Source organism: Sphingomonas sp. LH128 (genome assembly GCF_000293195.2).
Classification (GTDB): domain Bacteria; phylum Pseudomonadota; class Alphaproteobacteria; order Sphingomonadales; family Sphingomonadaceae; genus Novosphingobium; species Novosphingobium resinovorum_A.
Genome location: NZ_ALVC01000077.1, coordinates 1 through 16,131 on the forward strand (window position 1 = coordinate 1; position 16,131 = coordinate 16,131).

Below are 16,131 nucleotides of genomic sequence, written 5' to 3' on the forward strand. Positions count from 1 at the left end.
CGCCGCCGCAGAGGCGAAGCGCACCGCGCTACCCGATCCCGCCACTGGCCGCGCCGAACTGCAGGCCGCACAAGCCCGCAACGGCGAGGCCCGCTCGGCCCTGCAGCACGCGATGGCGACGCTCGCAGGCCACGATCAGGCCCTCGCCGTCGCGCGCGAGCGCACCACCACCCAGCGCGCCGACATTCGCGGCTGGCAGGCCCGCTCGGGCGATGCCGCGAACCGCCTCGCGCAGATGGCCGGACGGTTGGAGGAGATCGAGACCGAACGCGCGATCATGGCCGCCAAGCCCCCCTCGCTGATGACCCAGATCGAACAGGGCGAGGCGATCCGCGTGCGCCTCGGCGATGAACTCGCCAGGGCCGAAGCTGCAGTAAACGCCGCCACCGAAGCCGCGAAACGCGCAGATACCGCGCTCTCTGCCGCGCAGGAAACCCTTGCCGCCGCGCGCGAAGTCCGCGCCGGAGCCTCTGCCCGCGCCGAGCACGAGGACCAGCGCCGCACCGAAATGAACCGCCTCTCGGGCGAGCGCTTCCAGTGCCCGCCGCCGGTCCTGCCCGAACGCTTCGCCTTCGCCCCTGCCGAAGTCGGCGGCGCCGAGGCCGAAGGCAGCGGCATGGACCGCCTGACCGCCGAGCGCGAGCGCATCGGCCCGGTCAACCTCGTCGCCGCCGACGAACTCGCCGAAGCCGAGGCGCAGCTGGGCCTCTCGGTCAGCGAGAAGGCCGAACTGACCGAGGCGGTGAACCGGTTGCGCGGCTCGATCGGCAACCTCAACCGCGAGGGCCGCGAACGCCTGCGCGCCGCCTTCGAGGCGGTGGACGGCCATTTCCGCCGCCTGTTCCAGCAGTTGTTCCAGGGCGGTCAGGCGCACCTCGCCCTCGTCGATTCGGACGATCCGCTGGAGGCCGGTCTCGAAATCTACGCCCAGCCGCCGGGCAAGCGGCTGCAATCGCTCACCCTGCTTTCGGGCGGTGAACAGGCACTGACGGCGGTAGCGCTGATCTTCGGCCTGTTCCTGACCAACCCCGCACCGATCTGCGTGCTGGACGAAGTCGATGCCCCCCTCGACGACGCCAATATCGAACGCTTCTGCGACCTGCTCGAAGCGATGACGAAGGAAACCGACACTCGCTACCTCGTCGTCACCCACAATGCGGTGACGATGAGCCGCATGCACCGCCTGTTCGGCGTGACGATGGTGGAAAAGGGCATCTCCCGCCTCGTCAGCGTGGATCTGGGCGGCGCGGAGGAACTGCTGGCGGCAGTGGTGTGAGGTTGACCGGCGGGGTTTTTGTAGTTACTTTAATTTAACTGGCCCATCGTAGCCGATCCAACGATCACCTTCCGCAGACGCTGGAGATGCGGTCATTGCGGATTGAATATGACGAGGCGAAGCGCCGGAAGATTCTGGCTGAACGCGGAATCGACATTGCCGATGCGCATAGGGTCTTTGCAGATACGCATGTTCAGGTTCTGGACGATCGCAAGGACTACGGAGAGACCCGCTATCGCGTCTTCGGGTTTCTCCATGGTCGCCGCGTATCGCTGGTCTGAACACCGCGCGACGGCAACCGTCGGATCATCACGATAAGGCATGCGCATCATGGAGAACATCAAGCCCGCTTCCGAACCCTGGATTGACCCGGACGACGACGACGTCGAATGGACCGAGGAAATGTTCCGCATGGCCGCCATCTACAAGGGCGACCAGCTGATCCGTCCGGCCTCGGGCTCGCTCAAGTCGATCGGCCGCCCACCCGCTGCCAATCCCAAGAAGCAGGTCACGCTGCGGCTCGATCCCGATGTGGTCGAGGCGTTTCGCGCCACCGGCAAGGGCTGGCAGTCGCGCATCAACGCCGAACTGCGCAAGGCGCTCGGGATCTAGCCCAGCACGAAGCGCGGCCCCGGCCCTTGCGCCCCCGCCACGTCATCGGCGTTGTAGAGGCGGCATTTCGTCAGGCTGAGGCAGCCGCAGCCGATGCATTCGTCCAGCTTGCGCCGAGTCAGTTCGAGCAGCGCGATCTTCTCGTCGATCGACGTGCGCATCGAGCGGCTGATGCGCTCCCAGTCGGCCAATGTCGGCGTGCGGCCGTGCGGCAGGTCGGCCAGTTCGCGCTCGATCTCGGCCAGCGCGAGGCCCAGCTTCTGCGCGATCAGGATGAAGCTGACGCGGCGAATGTCGGAGCGCAGAAACCGGCGCTGGTTGCCCGAGGTGCGCAGCGCCTGCAGCAGCCCCTTCTCCTCGTAGAAACGCAAAGCCGATACCGCGACGCCGGTACGCCGGCCCAGTTCGCCGATGGTGATGAAGCGGTCAGCGACCAGATCGATATCCTTCCGAAAGCGCTTGATCTCAAGTTAGGTTGAGGTTGCACTTTTGCCAAGCCGGCCGATTCGCCGGTGACGCAGGAGAAAGAAGAATGGCCCAGGGCCGCCTCGAACATGCCAACCTCACCGTCAGCGACATCGAGCGTTCGTCCGCCTTGCTGCAGGACTTGCTCGGCTGGCACGAACGCTGGCGCGGGCCCGCCATCAACGGCGGCGAGACGATCCACGTCGGCGGGGATTTCAGCTACATCGCCGTCTATACCGACCGCCGCGAACGCGGGCGCTACGGCAAGGGCGCGCCGCTGAATCACGTGGGGCTGGTGGTCGACGATCTCGACGCGGCCGAACAGGTGGTGCTTGCCGCAGGCCTCGAACCCTTCAACCACGCCGATTACGATCCGGGCCGCCGGTTCTACTTCTTCGACTGGGACGGGATAGAATTCGAGCTGGTCAGCTACGTGTAGGCGATCAGATCACCCCGGCGTTGCCGACCACCCAGCAGGCCAGCGCCATCACCAGCCCGGCGTCGCGGTTGGAGCGGAAGCGAGCGAGCGCGTTCTCGCCGTCCGCCGGGTCCAGCGTCATGACCTGGAAGCCGAGGTGCAGCGCCATCGGCACCAGCGCGACGAGCGCCACCCAGTCCGGCCGCATCGCCCAGAACGCCAGCGCCCACAGCGCCAGCGCGAGAGCGTAGAAGCCACCGACCCCACCCTTCACCCGCGCGCCGAGGCGCCGGGCGGAGGAACGGATGCCGACGATCGCGTCGTCCTCAATGTCCTGAATCGCGTAGATCGTATCGTAGCCGATGCACCACACGATCGAGCCGAGGTAGAGCGCCGCCAGCGCCTCCAGATGATCGCTGCGGATCTCGATCCAGCCGACCAGCGCCCCCCAGGTGAAGACCATGCCCAGCCACGCCTGCGGCCACCACGTAATGCGCTTCATGAACGGATAGGCGGCGACGAGGCCGACGCTGCCCAGCGCCACCAGCTGCGCGGGCGGGCGCAGCTGGAACAGCACGACCAGCCCCACGGCGCATAGCATCAGCAGCCAGGTCCAGGCCGCGCCCTTGCTGACGCGGCCGCTCGCGACCGGGCGCTGCGCGGTGCGGGCGACGCGGCGGTCGAGGTCGGCATCGACGATGTCGTTGAGCACGCAGCCCGCGCCGCGCATCGCGATCGAGCCGAGCAGCAGCCAGGCGATCAGGCTCCAGCGGCTTTCGCCACCTGCCAGTAGAACGCCCCAGACGCAGGGCCAGAACAGCAGCCACCAGCCGATCGGCCGGTCGAATCGCGCCAGCATCGCGAAGTCGCGAAACGGCTGCGGCAGCATCGACACAAGCCCGCGATGCTGGCTGTCAGGGACGAGCGAAGGTTCGAGCATCGCGCGATGAGTAGTGCATCGCGCGCGTCCTGTCATGCCCGAACGTGTCTGGTGAACACAGCTTGCCCACCGTTGCATCCTCTCCGCCAGGGCGCGAAAAGGGCCTTTCAGCCCGAGGAACCCGTTGAAGATGCCTGCAACCCCCGCCTGGCCGCCCCGCTCCGCGCCGCGTCTGTTCGTCCCCGGACCGCTCGTCGAAGGCGGGCAGATCGCGCTGGAAGGCCAGCAGGCGCACTATCTCGGCAAGGTCATGCGAATCGCTCCCGGCGATGCGGTGATCGTCTGCGATGATGCCACCGGCGAATGGGCCTGCGAGGTGGTTTCCGCCGGAAAGCGCGACGTCGTGCTCTCGGTCCGCATGAAGCTGCGCGAGCGCGAGGACGTGCCGGACTTCGTGCTCTGCGCCGCGCTGCTCAAGAAGCCGAACTTCGATCTGGTGCTGGAAAAGGCCACCGAACTGGGGGTCGCCGCCGTACAGCCGGTCGTCACCCGGCGCTGCGTGGCCGACAAGCTCAACCCCGAGCGTGCGCTCACCATCGTCACCGAGGCGGCCGAGCAATGCGCCCGCACCGCCCTGCCCCGCGTCGAGGAACCCACCCGGCTCGATGCCCTGCTGCGCGACTGGCCCGAGGACCGCGCTCTGTTCTTCGCCGACGAACAGGGCGGCGCCCCCGCAGCCGCCGCCTTCGCCGCGCACAAAGGCCCGGCCGCGCTCCTCGTCGGCCCCGAAGGCGGCTTCGACGATACCGAGCGCGATCTCGTCCGCGCCCATCCCCAGGCGCGCGCGATCACTCTGGGGCCGCGCATTCTGCGGGCCGAAACCGCCTGCATTTCCGCCATCGGGCTATGGATGGCGGTGTCCGGAGATTGGACATGACAGGAATGTTAGACTGACCGGTACAAAAAGTTCTGGCGCGGCGCCGAAGGGCACACTAATTCCGCGCCCATGAGCACTCGTGAGGTTTCGGATCGCGAAGATCCGGTTATCGAAAACCTGTCCCAACTCGCCGAGCCGATGGCCGCAGGCGAAAAGCCGCGCGAGGCGTGGCGCATCGGCACCGAGCACGAGAAATTCGTCTACGACACCGCCGACCACCACGCGCCTTCGTACACCGAAAAGGGCGGCATCCGCGACCTGCTGGGCGAACTGACCCAGTTCGGCTGGACGCCGATCGAGGAAGGCGGAAACGTCATCGCACTCAAGGGCGCGGACGGCAACGTCAGCCTCGAACCGGCGGGCCAACTGGAACTGTCAGGCGCACCGCTCGAAAACCTGCACCAGACTTGCGCCGAGACCGGTCGCCACCTCTCCGAAGTGAAGCAGGTCGGCGAAAAGCTGGGCAAGGCCTACCTCGGCCTCGGCATGTGGCCCGACAAGACGCGCGAAGAACTGCCGATCATGCCCAAGGGGCGCTACGGCATCATGCTGAACCACATGCCGCGCGTGGGCAGCATGGGCCTCGACATGATGCTGCGCACCTGCACCATCCAGGTGAACCTCGACTATTCCAGCGAAGCCGACATGGTGCAGAAATTCCGCACCTCGCTGGCATTGCAGCCGCTGGCGACGGCGCTGTTCGCCAACTCGCCCTTCACCGAAGGCAAGCCCAACGGCTACCTCTCGTACCGCAGCCATATCTGGTCGGACACCGATCCGCACCGCACCGGCATGCTGCCCTTCGTGTTCGAGGACGGCTTCGGCTACGAACGCTATGTCGAGTACATGCTGGACGTGCCGATGTACTTCGTGTTCCGCGACGGCAAGTACATCGACGCCGCCGGCCTCTCCTTCCGCGACTTCCTCAAGGGCGAGCTTTCGGTGCTCCCCGGCGAGAAGCCGCGCCTGTCGGACTGGCAGGACCACCTGTCCACCGCCTTCCCGGAAGTGCGCCTGAAGTCCTTCCTCGAAATGCGCGGCGCCGACGGCGGGCCGTGGGGCCGCATCTGCGCCCTGCCCGCGCTGTGGGTCGGCCTGCTCTACGATCAGGGCGCGCTCGATGCGGCCTGGGACTTGGTCAAGGGCTGGGACATGGAAGGCCGCGAAGCCCTGCGCTCGGCCGCGCCGAAGCTGGGCCTCGATGCACCGATCCCGGGCGGCGGCACCCTGCGCGACATCGCAGGCGAAGTGGTCGACATAGCCCGCTCGGGCCTTGCCGCGCGTGGCCGCCTGAACTCGGCGGGCGACAACGAGACGGGCTATCTCGAACCGCTGGCCGAGATCGTGAAGACCGGCAAGGTTCCGGCCGAGCGGCTGCTCGACCTGTATAATGGCGAATGGGGCGGGGATCTTTCCAAGGTTTACGCGCTCAAGACGTTTTAAGGCAGGAAATGCAGGGGTTTACCACCCCTGCATGCCGTATACCGTCGAGGGCACGCGCGCAGCCTCGCCATGCAAGACGTTGAGCCGGGAGACAGATAAAGCCTGCGGCGCCATCTTGCCTAAGGCGGCTGCACGCACAACGACGACAGTTCGGGGGTCTGGGGCGATGGCCCCAGAACTTACTTGAACTTCAACTTCTGCCCGACCTTCGCCAAAGTCCGGGTGATGAACGCATTCTCCCCCATCCAGTCGTAATATTCCCGATACTTAGGGTCTTCCGCCAGCAGGTGCGCTTCCTCAGTCCGAGCGCGCCAATAATAGATGCCGCTCACCACGCCCAGCAGCACGGTGTTGCGGATCGCGTCGGTCCATGATCCGTTCGTCACGAGGAACGGCAGCGTCGAAGTCCACCAGAACAGGTTCTTCGACAGGTAGGCCGGGTGGCGCGTGAAGCGGTAGGGGCCGTTCGTCAGCACGCCGCGATAAGTCAGGTTGGAAAAGCGCAGGCCGAAGGCGAAGGTCGCCCAGGCGTAGATCGCGGTCAGCACGACCATCATCGCCGCCCAGCCCCACAGGAGGACGTCGTAAGCCGCCATCCAGTGCGCCCAGCCGCCGGTGTTGACTTCGTAGCCGAGGACGTCGGCGTTGCCCATCGTGCCCCACACGAAGGGCGGGTAGCACATCAGCGCGGCTACCCAGCCCGCCAGCAAAGGGTTGCCGCTGCGGATGTGGGCGTCGAGCGGGCGGAAGGTGAAGAGGTAGCCGACTGTGCCGATCTGCACGTCTACGAGGAACAGCGCTTCGATCAGCAGAGAGCCCAGATCGACGGGTTTGTGTGCGATTGCGCCGAAATCCGCCTCTACCACGCGGGCGAAACCGCCGGGCAGGATCGAGATCATGAAGGCGCCGAAAAAGCCCTTGATCGCCCAGGCGCGCCAGTGCTTCTTCACCTCTTCGGCGGACCATGGCTCACGGCCGATCAGCATCGCGCCGAAGTGCCAGGAGGCGTCGCGCGGCTCGACCATGACCCGGTCGAGCCACAGGACATAGGGCACCGAGAGGACGAACAAGGGTGCCACAACGGCACTCAACACGTCCATAGCGAACAGATACTGCCCCTCCCAGTACCATCGGCACAGGAAGTAGAAGCAGCCTATCAGCGCCCATGTGATCCACAGCCCGGTCAGCTTGGTGATCGAGATGTCGAGCGTTTCGGAGAGCGGGCGGCGGCGCGACCAGTCGATGCCGGTGGAGGGGCGCAAGTGCACCTTGTCGACCAGCAGCGACCATGCGGTCATGGCGGCGCCGGTGAAGGCCAGCGTGGCGAGCGAAGCATAGGGGCCGCTCATCGGCTCGCGCGGGGCCTGCAGGCCGAGCAGATCGACGACCGAGCCCCAGTTGCGGCAGAACAGGATCCACAGGGCCAGCGCGACGAGGCCGGAGAGGCCCACGCCTGCGGAAACGTCGCTGACCGGGCGGCGGGTGGATGCGGTGCTCATGGCCGCAGGGCGTAGAGGGAATTGGTTAAGGGGGCGCAAATCTCATGCGATCTGCGCCCCGCCTGGTTCAACGGAAGGCGGTGATACGGCCCGAATCGTCGAGGACGTAGAGCGTCTGGTTCGCCACGACAGGCGCCAGCGAAATCGGATCGCTCAGTTCGGTGAATGGCGTCATCGTCCCGCTCGACGGATCGATGGTGGCCACGAGCCCGCGCGAGTTGCCGACCCACAGCTTGCTGCCCGCCAGCACCGGACCGACCCAGAAGATCGGATTCTTGCGCTTCTTGGCGTTCTTGTAGCGCTGCAGTTCGGTCAGCCAGCGGACCTTGCCGGTGCCGCGCGCGATGGCGAGGATTTCGGCGTGGTCGTCCAGCGTGAAGACCCAGTCACCCGCCACCGACGGGGTCGAGATGCCCGCGAGGTTGAGTTCCCAGATGCGCTGCCCGGTGACCAGTTCGTAAGCGGCCATGCGCCCGCCCTGACCCAGAGCATAGACGCGGCCGCGATCGATGATCGGGTCGGCATCGACGTCGGTGAGGCTACCCACTTCGGTCGAGATCGAGGTGCGCGAAAGCGCGTCCGACCAGACCTGACGGCCGTTCTCGTAACGGTAGGCCACCAGTTCGCCCGACGAGTAACCCGCGATCACCGTGCCCTGCCCAAGCGCGGGCGAGGCGACGCCGAACACGCCCGACTGGGTCAGCGAGGCCGATTCCTGCCAGATGGTAGCGCCGTCCGCCGCGTTGAGGACGACGATCTGGTTGTCCTGCGTCATCACGAAGATCTGGTTGAACCCGACCGTCGGCGAACCGCGCAGCGGGCCGGCGGGCTTCTTGGTCCAGAGTTGGCTGCCGTCGGCGGCGTTGAGCGCCGCGACTTCGCCAAGACCGGTGGTGACGTAGAGCTTGTCGCCGTCGAAAGTGACGCCGCCGCCGAAGACCGACTTCGCGTTACTGCCGCTGACCGAGAAGCTCTTGGTCCACAGCTTCGCGCCGCTCTGGGCGTCGAAGGCGTGGACCGTGCCTTCGGTATCCATCGCGTAAAGCTTGCCGCCGCCGATGACCGGGGCCGCCGCGAGGCGCGCGCGGGGGCTCGAACCGGCGATCTGCGCGGTCCACACCTTCGTCGGGTTATCCGCCAGCGCGAGGTGGCCGTAAGCCTTGTTCGGGGTGTTGCCGCCCTGTGCCCAGGTCGCGTTGACTTCGGCCGGGGGCAGGATCACCGATACTGCGCCGAGCGTGGTATCGACCTTGGCGCCGCTTTCGATGCGCGACAGGATCGGCACACGGTTGCCCACGGTCGGGGTCTTGGCCGGGCCTTTGCCGCCGCCGAACATCTTGCAGCCGGACAGGCCCGCGACGAGTGCGAGGGCGATCAGCGGCACGACCTTCTTCGCGCGCGAAGACGACGTGTTGCGGGCTGCGTTCATGCGAATGTCCTCACGTGTCATGTTCTCAGTTCGCCACTTCGGCGGGCTGGACGATCTTGGCGATCGGCTTGTCGAGCGGCTCGCCCTTTTCGTTCACCACGTCGTCCACGGCATCGACGCCGAGCACGGCGGCAAGCTGGCGGGCGCGGCTGCGCAGGCCGTCCTCGACGCTTTCGTCCTTGGCGATCGCGGCGAACAGCGGACCGGCCTGGTCCTGCCTGTTCTGCTTCAGGTAGGCCATGCCGACGAGTTCGCCCGCAGGACCGAACCACGGATTGCCGGGCGCGGCCATCGGCTTGAGGCGGCTGACGACGTCCTCGGGCTTCATCGCGTCGAAGTCGGCGCCGACTTCCCGCACGGAGGCGAGGTCGCGCAGCACCTGCGGTGCCTTGCCGTCGGCCGAAATCTCACGATAGAGCTTGAGCGCATCGGCCTTCTTCTCCTGACGCAGCGCGATCCCCGCGAGCATCAGACGGGCCGACACGACTGTCGCGTCCGAAGAATCGGCACCGGCGATCGGCGCCAGCTTGGCCTTGGCGGCGTCGAGATTCTCCGACTGCAGGGCGTCGAGCGCCTGTACGTAAGCCTCCGAACGCGCCTCGCGCTCCTGGGTCTGGCGGTGCTGCCAGTAGATCCAGCCCGCGAAGGCAAGCAGGGCGATGATGATGACGGCGATCAGCGGCTTGCCGTAGCGGCTCATGAAGCCTTCGAGCTGGTCCTGGCGCACGGCGTCGTCGACTTCACGCAGGAAAACGTCCTGCTGGGCGGCGTTACGCGCTGCGGCGGCGGAATTGGTGTCGGGGGGCAGAGCCAAGATAGGGCGCTTTCTAGCGAAAAACGGGACGGTTGCGGGGCTGTTTAGCGGATGGGTGGGGCTTTTCAACGGGGATGTCGGTGCCCGTCCCGGCGTGAAGCGCCGCTGAATGAGCGCGGCGTCACGGAAAGTCGCTTTTGCCCATCGCCGCGCCATAGGTCGAGGCATAACTGCGAATCATCGAGTTTTCATCGTATTGGGCCTGGGCAAGAGCGCAGTTGGCCGCGCCGATGCGGGCGCGCAGCCCCTCATCCGCCGCGAGTTCCGCCAAAGCCCGGCCGAGCGCGGCGTCGTCTCCGGGCGGGGTGATGAAGCTGCGGTTTTCCGCCGGCACCATCGCCGCCACGTCCCCCACCGCGGGCGAGGCGACCGCGAGCCCGGCCGCCATCGCCTCCAGAATGGAGATGGGAAACTGCTCGCTGTCGGAGGACAGCGCGAAGAGATCGAACAGCCCCACCGCGCGCGAGGGATCGGGGACGAAGCCCGGCAGATGCACCCTGTCGGCCACGCCGGATTCCCGCGCTTGCTGCGCGATTCTTTCGCGGTCCGGCCCTTCACCGAGGATCACCAGCTGCCATTCGGGCGGCAGCGTGGCGAAAGCACGGACCAGCCGGGGCAGGTTCTTGACCGCGCGCAGGCCCGCCAGAGTGCCGACCCACTTCGCGCCAGCAGGCTTGGGCAGCCCCGGAATCGCATCGGGCAGGGGCGGCGCGAGGTAAGCGGCGGTGCGGATGCCGTTGATGATCAGCTTCACGCGCGGGCGCGGCTGCGCCCAGTCGCCGAGCGCGATTTCCTCCAGCCGCTGCGAAGGCACCACCAGCGCCGAAGCCCGCGCCAGCGCCACGCGGCGAAACCAGTTGCGCGAGGGCTTGAGGCCACCAGCCTCGTCCTCGTTGAAGCCGTCCTCGTGATGGACCAGCGGCGGCAGGCCCAGCACGCCGCCCCAGACCCGGTGCGCCAGCACCGCGTCCATCGCCCCCCAGTTGTACGTGAGGACGAGGTCGAAATGCTTCATGGCGCGGGCGATGCGCAGCAGGCGAAGCGGTGCCGGGCGGCCCTGCAGGCTGGGAAAATCACCCGGAAAATCGACCGTGAGCGCCGGGTCGAGTGCGACTTTCGCCCCATATGCGCCCGGCTGCGCGGAGACGATGGTATGCGCGACGCCCGGGCCGAAGACGTTCATCAGCCTTGCCGCGCGCAGTTCCTTGCCGCCTGCCGCGAAGCTCGAATGGAGGTGGAGGAGGCGCAAGGCCGGTCTCTGGCTCAGGCCGCTCTGGCCAGCAGCCGCTCGATCGCGGCAACCGATTCGGGCTCGTCGAGCGTCGGGGCGTGGCCGACGTGGGGCAAGGTCAGCCCCTCTGCATTCGGCGAGCGGCGCAGCATGTCGTCCAGCGTCTGGGCAGAGAGCAGGTCGGACAGTCCACCGCGCACCACCAGCACCGGCACTTGCGCCAGCGCGTCCCACACCGCCCACAAGTCCGGCTGGGCATTGACGTCGAGCGCGAGGAAGGGCTCGGCGATCTTCATGTCGTAGTCGAAGACGATGCGCCCGTTGCCGCCGACCGTCATCAGCCGCTTGGCCATGCCGATCCAGAAATCCAGCGGCTGTCCGGGATGCGCGGCGCCCTGCACTTCCTCCAGTCCGCGCGCGGCGTGGACCCAGGTGGGCCAGGTGCGTCCCTGCCCGACATAGTCCTTGATCCGCGCAAGGCCCGCCGGCTTCAGCCACGGGCCGACGTCGTTGACCACGGCAGCGGCGATCCGGTCGGGGATAATGCTCGCCAGCCCCATCGCCATCAGTCCGCCCAGCGAGGTGCCGATGACCACGAAGCGCTCAAGCCCCTCCTGCTCAATCAGGGCGAGGACGTCCTCGCCGTACTGGACCGGCGTGTAGGTAGCCGAATCCTTCGCATATTCGCTGTCGCCCCGGCCGCGCAGGTCAGGGCAGATCACGCGCCGTCCCCTAATGGGATTGGCAGCGAGGCGCGGGGCCAGCACGTCGAAGTCGCGCGCGTTGCGGGTCAGGCCATGGAGGCACAGCACCGGCAGGCCGGTTTCACCCTCTGCGGGACCGGGATAATCGCGGAAATGGAGCTTGAGACCGTCGCGGCTCGACCAGAAGCGATCTTCGAAAACCTTCATGCGCGGGCGGCGACCTCATCAGATTCAACAAAATACCCGGCTTGCTAGCGGGCCGGGCGGTCCCCACTATCGCCCGATGCCAAGCGATCCGCAACCCGCGCCCTATCTTCCCGATCCGCGAATCGAAACGATCGCCCAATGGATCGGCGACCCGGTCCATGCCGCCGCGTTCCCCCGCCATCAATTGCGCTGGCGCAATGACCGCTGGGCAGCCGCGGTGGGCCTCGACGGTTTCGACGAGGCGCGCTGGACCGCGCATTTCGGGCAGTTCCAGCCGCTTCCCGGCAATCTGCCGCAGCCGCTGGCGCTGCGCTATCACGGCCACCAGTTCCGCAACTACAACCCCGACCTCGGCGACGGGCGCGGCTTCCTCTTCGCGCAGATGCGCGATGGAGCGGGTCGGTTGCTCGACCTCGGGACCAAGGGTTCGGGCCAGACGCCATGGAGCCGCGACGGCGACGGCAGGCTGACCCTGAAGGGCGCGGTGCGCGAAATCCTTGCCACCGAGATGCTCGAAGCGCTGGGCGTGAACACCAGCAAGACCTTTTCCGTCGTCGAGACCGGCGAGGAACTGTGGCGCGGCGACGAGCCCTCCCCCACCCGCTCGGCCGTGCTGGTGCGCCTGTCGCACGGACACATCCGCATCGGCAGCTTCCAGCGCCTCTACGTGCTGGAGGAGACCGCGCATCTGGCCGCACTGGTCGACTACAGCCTCGAAACCTACCCCGGCAGCCTTCCGCCCGAGGACGCTCCGGGACGCGACGAACCCGCAGTGATCCTGCTTCACCAGGTCGTCGAGCGGCTTGCCGACCTTGCCGCCGCGTGGATGGTGGCGGGCTTCGTCCACGGCGTACTCAACACCGACAACATGAACATCTCGGGCGAGAGCTTCGATTACGGCCCCTGGCGCTGGGCGCCGCAATGGGATCCGCGCTTCACCGCCGCCTACTTCGACCGCACCGGCCTCTACGCCTTCGGCCGCCAGCCCGAGGCGCTGCTCTGGAACTGCCAGCAACTCGCCATCGCGCTGCGCCCGCTGGCCGAAACCGCGCCGCTGGTCGCCGCGCTGGAGCGCTTCGGGCCGCTCTACCAGCAGGCGCTGTGCCGCCGCTTCACTTGGCGCCTCGGCATCGAATCGCGGGGGGTGGAGGCCGACACGGCGCTGGTTCAGGCCGCCGAGCGCAGCATGGTCGAGAGCGGCCTGCCGCCTGAGCAGTTCTTCTTCCTCCATCGCGCCGGACGCTGTGATGGCCGCAATGCCGGTGTCGACGACTTCGGCGCGCTGCTGTCCGGCTATGCCCCCGCCGCCGCGACGGAAGATCCGTTCTGGCAGGAAAGCGCCCCTCCGGGCGTGCTCATCGACGAGGTCGAACGCATCTGGGCCGCGATCGACACGCATGACGACTGGAGCGAACTGGACGCCAAAGTCGCGCAGATTCGCAGGCTGGGCGAACAACTTGGGAAGGCACCGTTTACACCCCAATGATTTACGCCAAGGTAGGAATACCTGTGCGATTGGGATGAAATGTCGAACCCTATAAGCTAACGGGTCATTAGCCGTATTTCTGCAGCCGCACCGCGTTGGGACCAGATGATTTCGTGACCGCACAACTCCAGAGGGCCGATAGCCGGCCCGATACCAGGGCGGAGATCGTCTCCCACGAACCTGCCACCGGGGCGGAAGTCTGGCGCGGCCCGGTGGCCGACGTGGACGAGACGGTCGCGCGTGCGCGGCGCGCGTGGCCCTCGTGGGCGGCCCAACCGCTCTCCACCCGCATGGAACTGCTGCGGCGATTCGCCAACGAAGTGCGCAAGGATGCCGAGGCGCTCGCCACCTGCATCGCCCGCGAAGTCGGCAAGCCCTTGTGGGAAGCCCGCGCCGAGGTCGATTCGGTGATCGCCAAGGTCGAGGTCTCGATCCGCTCCTACGCCGAGCGGACGGCCCAGCGTCGCCTCGATTCGGCGCTGCAGGGGGCGATGGCGGTGCGCCACAAGCCGCATGGCGTGCTGGTGGTGCTCAGCCCTTTCAATTACCCCGCGCACCTCGCCAACGCGCACATCGTACCCGCGCTGATCGCGGGCAACGCAGTGATCTTCAAGCCGAGCGAACGCGCACCCGCCACCGGCGAGATGCTGACCCGCTGCTTCCACCGCGCGGGCGTTCCGGCCGCCGCCGTCCAGTTCGCGCCCGGCGGCCCGGCCGAAGGCGCGGCTTACGTGGCGCACGAGGGGATCGACGGCGTCCTGTTCACCGGATCTGCCGCCAACGGGATCGCCATCAACCGCAGGCTGGCGGCCCGGCCGGACCGCATGGTCGCGCTGGAGATGGGCGGCAACAACGCGATGGTCGTGTGGGACACGCCCAAGCTGACCGACGCCGCCGCGATCGTCGTCCAGTCCGCCTTCGCCACCAGCGGCCAGCGCTGCACCGCCGCGCGCCGCCTGATCGTGAAGGACACGATGTACGACGCGCTGATGGCCGAGGTGAAGGCGCTCGCCGACCGCCTGATCGTCGGCGCGCCCTTCGACGAGCCCGCGCCCTTCATGGGATCGGTGATCGACAATGCCGCCGCCGACGGGTTGACCGAGAGCTTCCTCTACCTGCTCAGTCACGGCGGCCGTGCGATCAAGCACCTCGTCCGCACGCACGAGACCGCGCCCTTCCTCAGCCCCGCGATCATCGACGTGACCGCGATGGCCGAGCGCCCCGACGTCGAGCTGTTCGGGCCGATCCTGCAGGTGGTCCGGGTGTCGGACTTCGACCAGGCGATCGCGCAGGCCAATGCCTCGCGCTATGGCCTCGCCGCATCGCTGGTGGGGGGCACGCCGCAGGAGTACAACCGCTTCTGGGCCAACGTGCGCGCCGGAATCGTCAACTGGAACCGGCCGACGATCGGCCCCAGCCATGCCGCGCCGATGGGCGGCGTGGGGCTTTCGGGCAATCACCGGCCGACCGGGTTCTATGCGGCGGATTACTGCGCCTATCCGGTCGCTTCGGGCGAGATGGAGCAACCGCGCGCGGTGATCGGTGTGGGGTTGCGGTAGGGGTTTGGGCCTCAAGGCCCACCCCGTCCGGCTAGTTCGCTTCGCTCATAAGCCTGCCGGCCCTCCCGCAAGCGGGAGGGCGTGCCGTTGCTTCTCCCCGCCCGCTTGCGGGAGGGGTCGGGGGTGGGCCTTCCCCTTCTAAAATCACTTCCCGCTGGTAACGAGGTCAACTTCGGTCAGCCCGCTGTCCAGCTTGCGCGCGTAGACCACGTAAGCCTTGCCGCCCTTGCTACCGCCCAGCACGCTGTCTCCACCGTCGATCTTGTACTCCGCGCCGTACCCCGCCCCCAGCGCCTTCGTATAATAAAAGCTCACTACGTCGCTGACGCTCACCGGCGTCGCGAAGTTGACCACGCGCAGCGCGCAGCCCTGACCGTCGATCCCGGCCGCTTCCTGCACCGCCCCGCGCGGATAGACCGGCAGTTCGGCGGGCAGCTTGGCCGCCCAGGTGTTGGAATACTGCACCTTGGCCGAGCAGTCCGCCTTGGCGACCTTCGCCTCCGCAGCGACTTGCGCGGCAGTGGCAGCCCCGGCGGCGAGCGCCGCGCCCCCGCCCTGCGCCGGACTAGGGGCGGGCTTGAGCGCGCCGCCGGCAAGCTGCGCCGCCTGCTTCTTGGCGGCGGCGATGGCTTCGGGCGTGCGGTCCTGCGCGGGGACGGTGATCCGGCGCCCCTCGGCGGAGACAGCCGCGCCCTGATCGCCCGCCATCTCGGGATCGACCATGATCTGGTCGCCGAGCGCGCCATTGAGCGCTGGATCGGTATCGGCCGGGTCCGGCTGCTTGTCGCCCGAGCCGCAGCCTGCAAGCATCATCGTGCCCATCAGGCTCAGAACGGTCATTCGGGCCAGAGTCTTCATCGTCGCGGTTCCTTCGGGTGCGGCAGCAAGGTCCTGCTACGCGCAATAGCTTAGGAAAACGCGAAAAGTCGCAAAGGTGCCAGCGGTGGAATCCCCTCGTCCCATTTCGGGATGGTCGGTGCGCCTTGCATTACAAACGCGGCACCGGCCCGCGCCCCCACCCGACCTCCCACAAGTGTACCCTAGATGGGAGGTCGGGTGGGGGCGCGGGCCGGTGCCGGTCGAAAATGCCCCGCTGGGCATTTTCCAAACGAACGACGAGGGCGCCCGCACGAATGCGGACGCCCTCCCGCCCGAGCTGTTCAGGCCCGGA

Annotated in this window: 15 protein-coding genes and 1 pseudogene; 8 read left to right on the forward strand and 8 right to left on the reverse strand. The window is 67.4% G+C overall.

What is annotated here, in order from left to right; all coding sequences use genetic code 11:
• The 3 genes and pseudogenes from LH128_RS07045 to LH128_RS07055 form a co-directional block, all read left to right on the forward strand.
• Positions 1-1,276, forward strand: a pseudogene (locus LH128_RS07045) (chromosome segregation protein); the annotation flags it as partial.
• Positions 1,277-1,362: 86 nt separating this feature from the next.
• Entirely contained in the window at positions 1,363-1,557 is a 195-nt protein-coding gene (locus tag LH128_RS35000) for a BrnT family toxin (protein ID WP_442800358.1), read from the forward strand.
• Positions 1,558-1,606: 49 nt separating this feature from the next.
• Positions 1,607-1,888, forward strand: a complete 282-nt coding sequence (locus LH128_RS07055) for a BrnA antitoxin family protein (protein WP_008828917.1) — start codon at positions 1,607-1,609, stop codon at positions 1,886-1,888.
• Here LH128_RS07055 and soxR read toward each other — a convergent pair.
• Positions 1,885-2,325, reverse strand: a complete 441-nt coding sequence (soxR, locus tag LH128_RS07060) for a redox-sensitive transcriptional activator SoxR (protein ID WP_036525924.1) — start codon at positions 2,323-2,325, stop codon at positions 1,885-1,887. The two genes, LH128_RS07055 and soxR, sit on opposite strands and share 4 nt — an antisense overlap.
• A gap of 95 nt (positions 2,326-2,420) precedes the next feature.
• Between soxR and LH128_RS07065 the strand changes: the two genes are divergently transcribed.
• Positions 2,421-2,792 (forward strand): VOC family protein, encoded by a 372-nt coding sequence (locus LH128_RS07065; RefSeq protein ID WP_008828919.1) that lies wholly within the window; start codon positions 2,421-2,423, stop codon positions 2,790-2,792.
• Between the two features lie 4 nt (positions 2,793-2,796).
• Here LH128_RS07065 and ubiA read toward each other — a convergent pair whose 3' ends face one another.
• The gene (gene ubiA, locus LH128_RS07070) at positions 2,797-3,711 is read right to left on the reverse strand and encodes a 4-hydroxybenzoate octaprenyltransferase (RefSeq protein ID WP_008828920.1); all 915 of its coding nucleotides are present in this window, start codon (positions 3,709-3,711) and stop codon (positions 2,797-2,799) included.
• A gap of 130 nt (positions 3,712-3,841) precedes the next feature.
• On the opposite strand from ubiA, the gene LH128_RS07075 reads away from it, so the two are divergent.
• Together LH128_RS07075 and LH128_RS07080 are read left to right on the forward strand one after the other, a co-directional pair.
• Positions 3,842-4,588 (forward strand): 16S rRNA (uracil(1498)-N(3))-methyltransferase, encoded by a 747-nt coding sequence (locus LH128_RS07075; RefSeq protein ID WP_036525921.1) that lies wholly within the window; start codon positions 3,842-3,844, stop codon positions 4,586-4,588.
• Positions 4,589-4,657: 69 nt separating this feature from the next.
• On the forward strand, positions 4,658-6,031 hold the full coding sequence (locus LH128_RS07080; protein WP_008828922.1) for a glutamate--cysteine ligase: 1,374 nt from the start codon (positions 4,658-4,660) through the stop codon (positions 6,029-6,031).
• A 179-nt stretch (positions 6,032-6,210) separates the two neighbouring features.
• On the opposite strand, the gene LH128_RS07085 is transcribed toward LH128_RS07080, so the two are convergent.
• The 5 genes from LH128_RS07085 to LH128_RS07105 form a co-directional block, all read right to left on the reverse strand.
• Complete coding sequence (locus tag LH128_RS07085; protein ID WP_008828923.1) at positions 6,211-7,530, reverse strand: methyltransferase family protein; 1,320 nt, start codon at positions 7,528-7,530, stop codon at positions 6,211-6,213.
• 67 nt (positions 7,531-7,597) lie between these two features.
• A complete protein-coding gene (locus LH128_RS07090; protein WP_008828924.1) occupies positions 7,598-8,959 on the reverse strand; it encodes an outer membrane protein assembly factor BamB family protein in 1,362 nt (453 codons plus the stop codon).
• 25 nt (positions 8,960-8,984) lie between these two features.
• Complete coding sequence (locus LH128_RS07095; RefSeq protein ID WP_008828925.1) at positions 8,985-9,773, reverse strand: tetratricopeptide repeat protein; 789 nt, start codon at positions 9,771-9,773, stop codon at positions 8,985-8,987.
• A gap of 121 nt (positions 9,774-9,894) precedes the next feature.
• On the reverse strand, positions 9,895-11,022 hold the full coding sequence (locus LH128_RS07100) for a glycosyltransferase family 4 protein (protein WP_008828926.1): 1,128 nt from the start codon (positions 11,020-11,022) through the stop codon (positions 9,895-9,897).
• Positions 11,023-11,036: 14 nt separating this feature from the next.
• Positions 11,037-11,915, reverse strand: a complete 879-nt coding sequence (locus LH128_RS07105; protein WP_008828927.1) for an alpha/beta fold hydrolase — start codon at positions 11,913-11,915, stop codon at positions 11,037-11,039.
• Positions 11,916-11,991: 76 nt separating this feature from the next.
• Between LH128_RS07105 and LH128_RS07110 the strand changes: the two genes are divergently transcribed.
• Positions 11,992-13,401, forward strand: coding sequence for a protein adenylyltransferase SelO family protein (locus tag LH128_RS07110; RefSeq protein ID WP_008828928.1), 1,410 nt, complete (start codon positions 11,992-11,994; stop codon positions 13,399-13,401).
• Between the two features lie 113 nt (positions 13,402-13,514).
• Positions 13,515-14,960, forward strand: coding sequence for a succinylglutamate-semialdehyde dehydrogenase (locus LH128_RS07115; RefSeq protein WP_037518278.1), 1,446 nt, complete (start codon positions 13,515-13,517; stop codon positions 14,958-14,960).
• Positions 14,961-15,104: 144 nt separating this feature from the next.
• Here the strand turns inward: LH128_RS07115 and LH128_RS07120 are convergent, their stop codons facing one another.
• The gene (locus LH128_RS07120; RefSeq protein WP_008828930.1) at positions 15,105-15,818 is read right to left on the reverse strand and encodes a hypothetical protein; all 714 of its coding nucleotides are present in this window, start codon (positions 15,816-15,818) and stop codon (positions 15,105-15,107) included.
• Between the last annotated feature and the right edge of the window lie 313 nt (positions 15,819-16,131).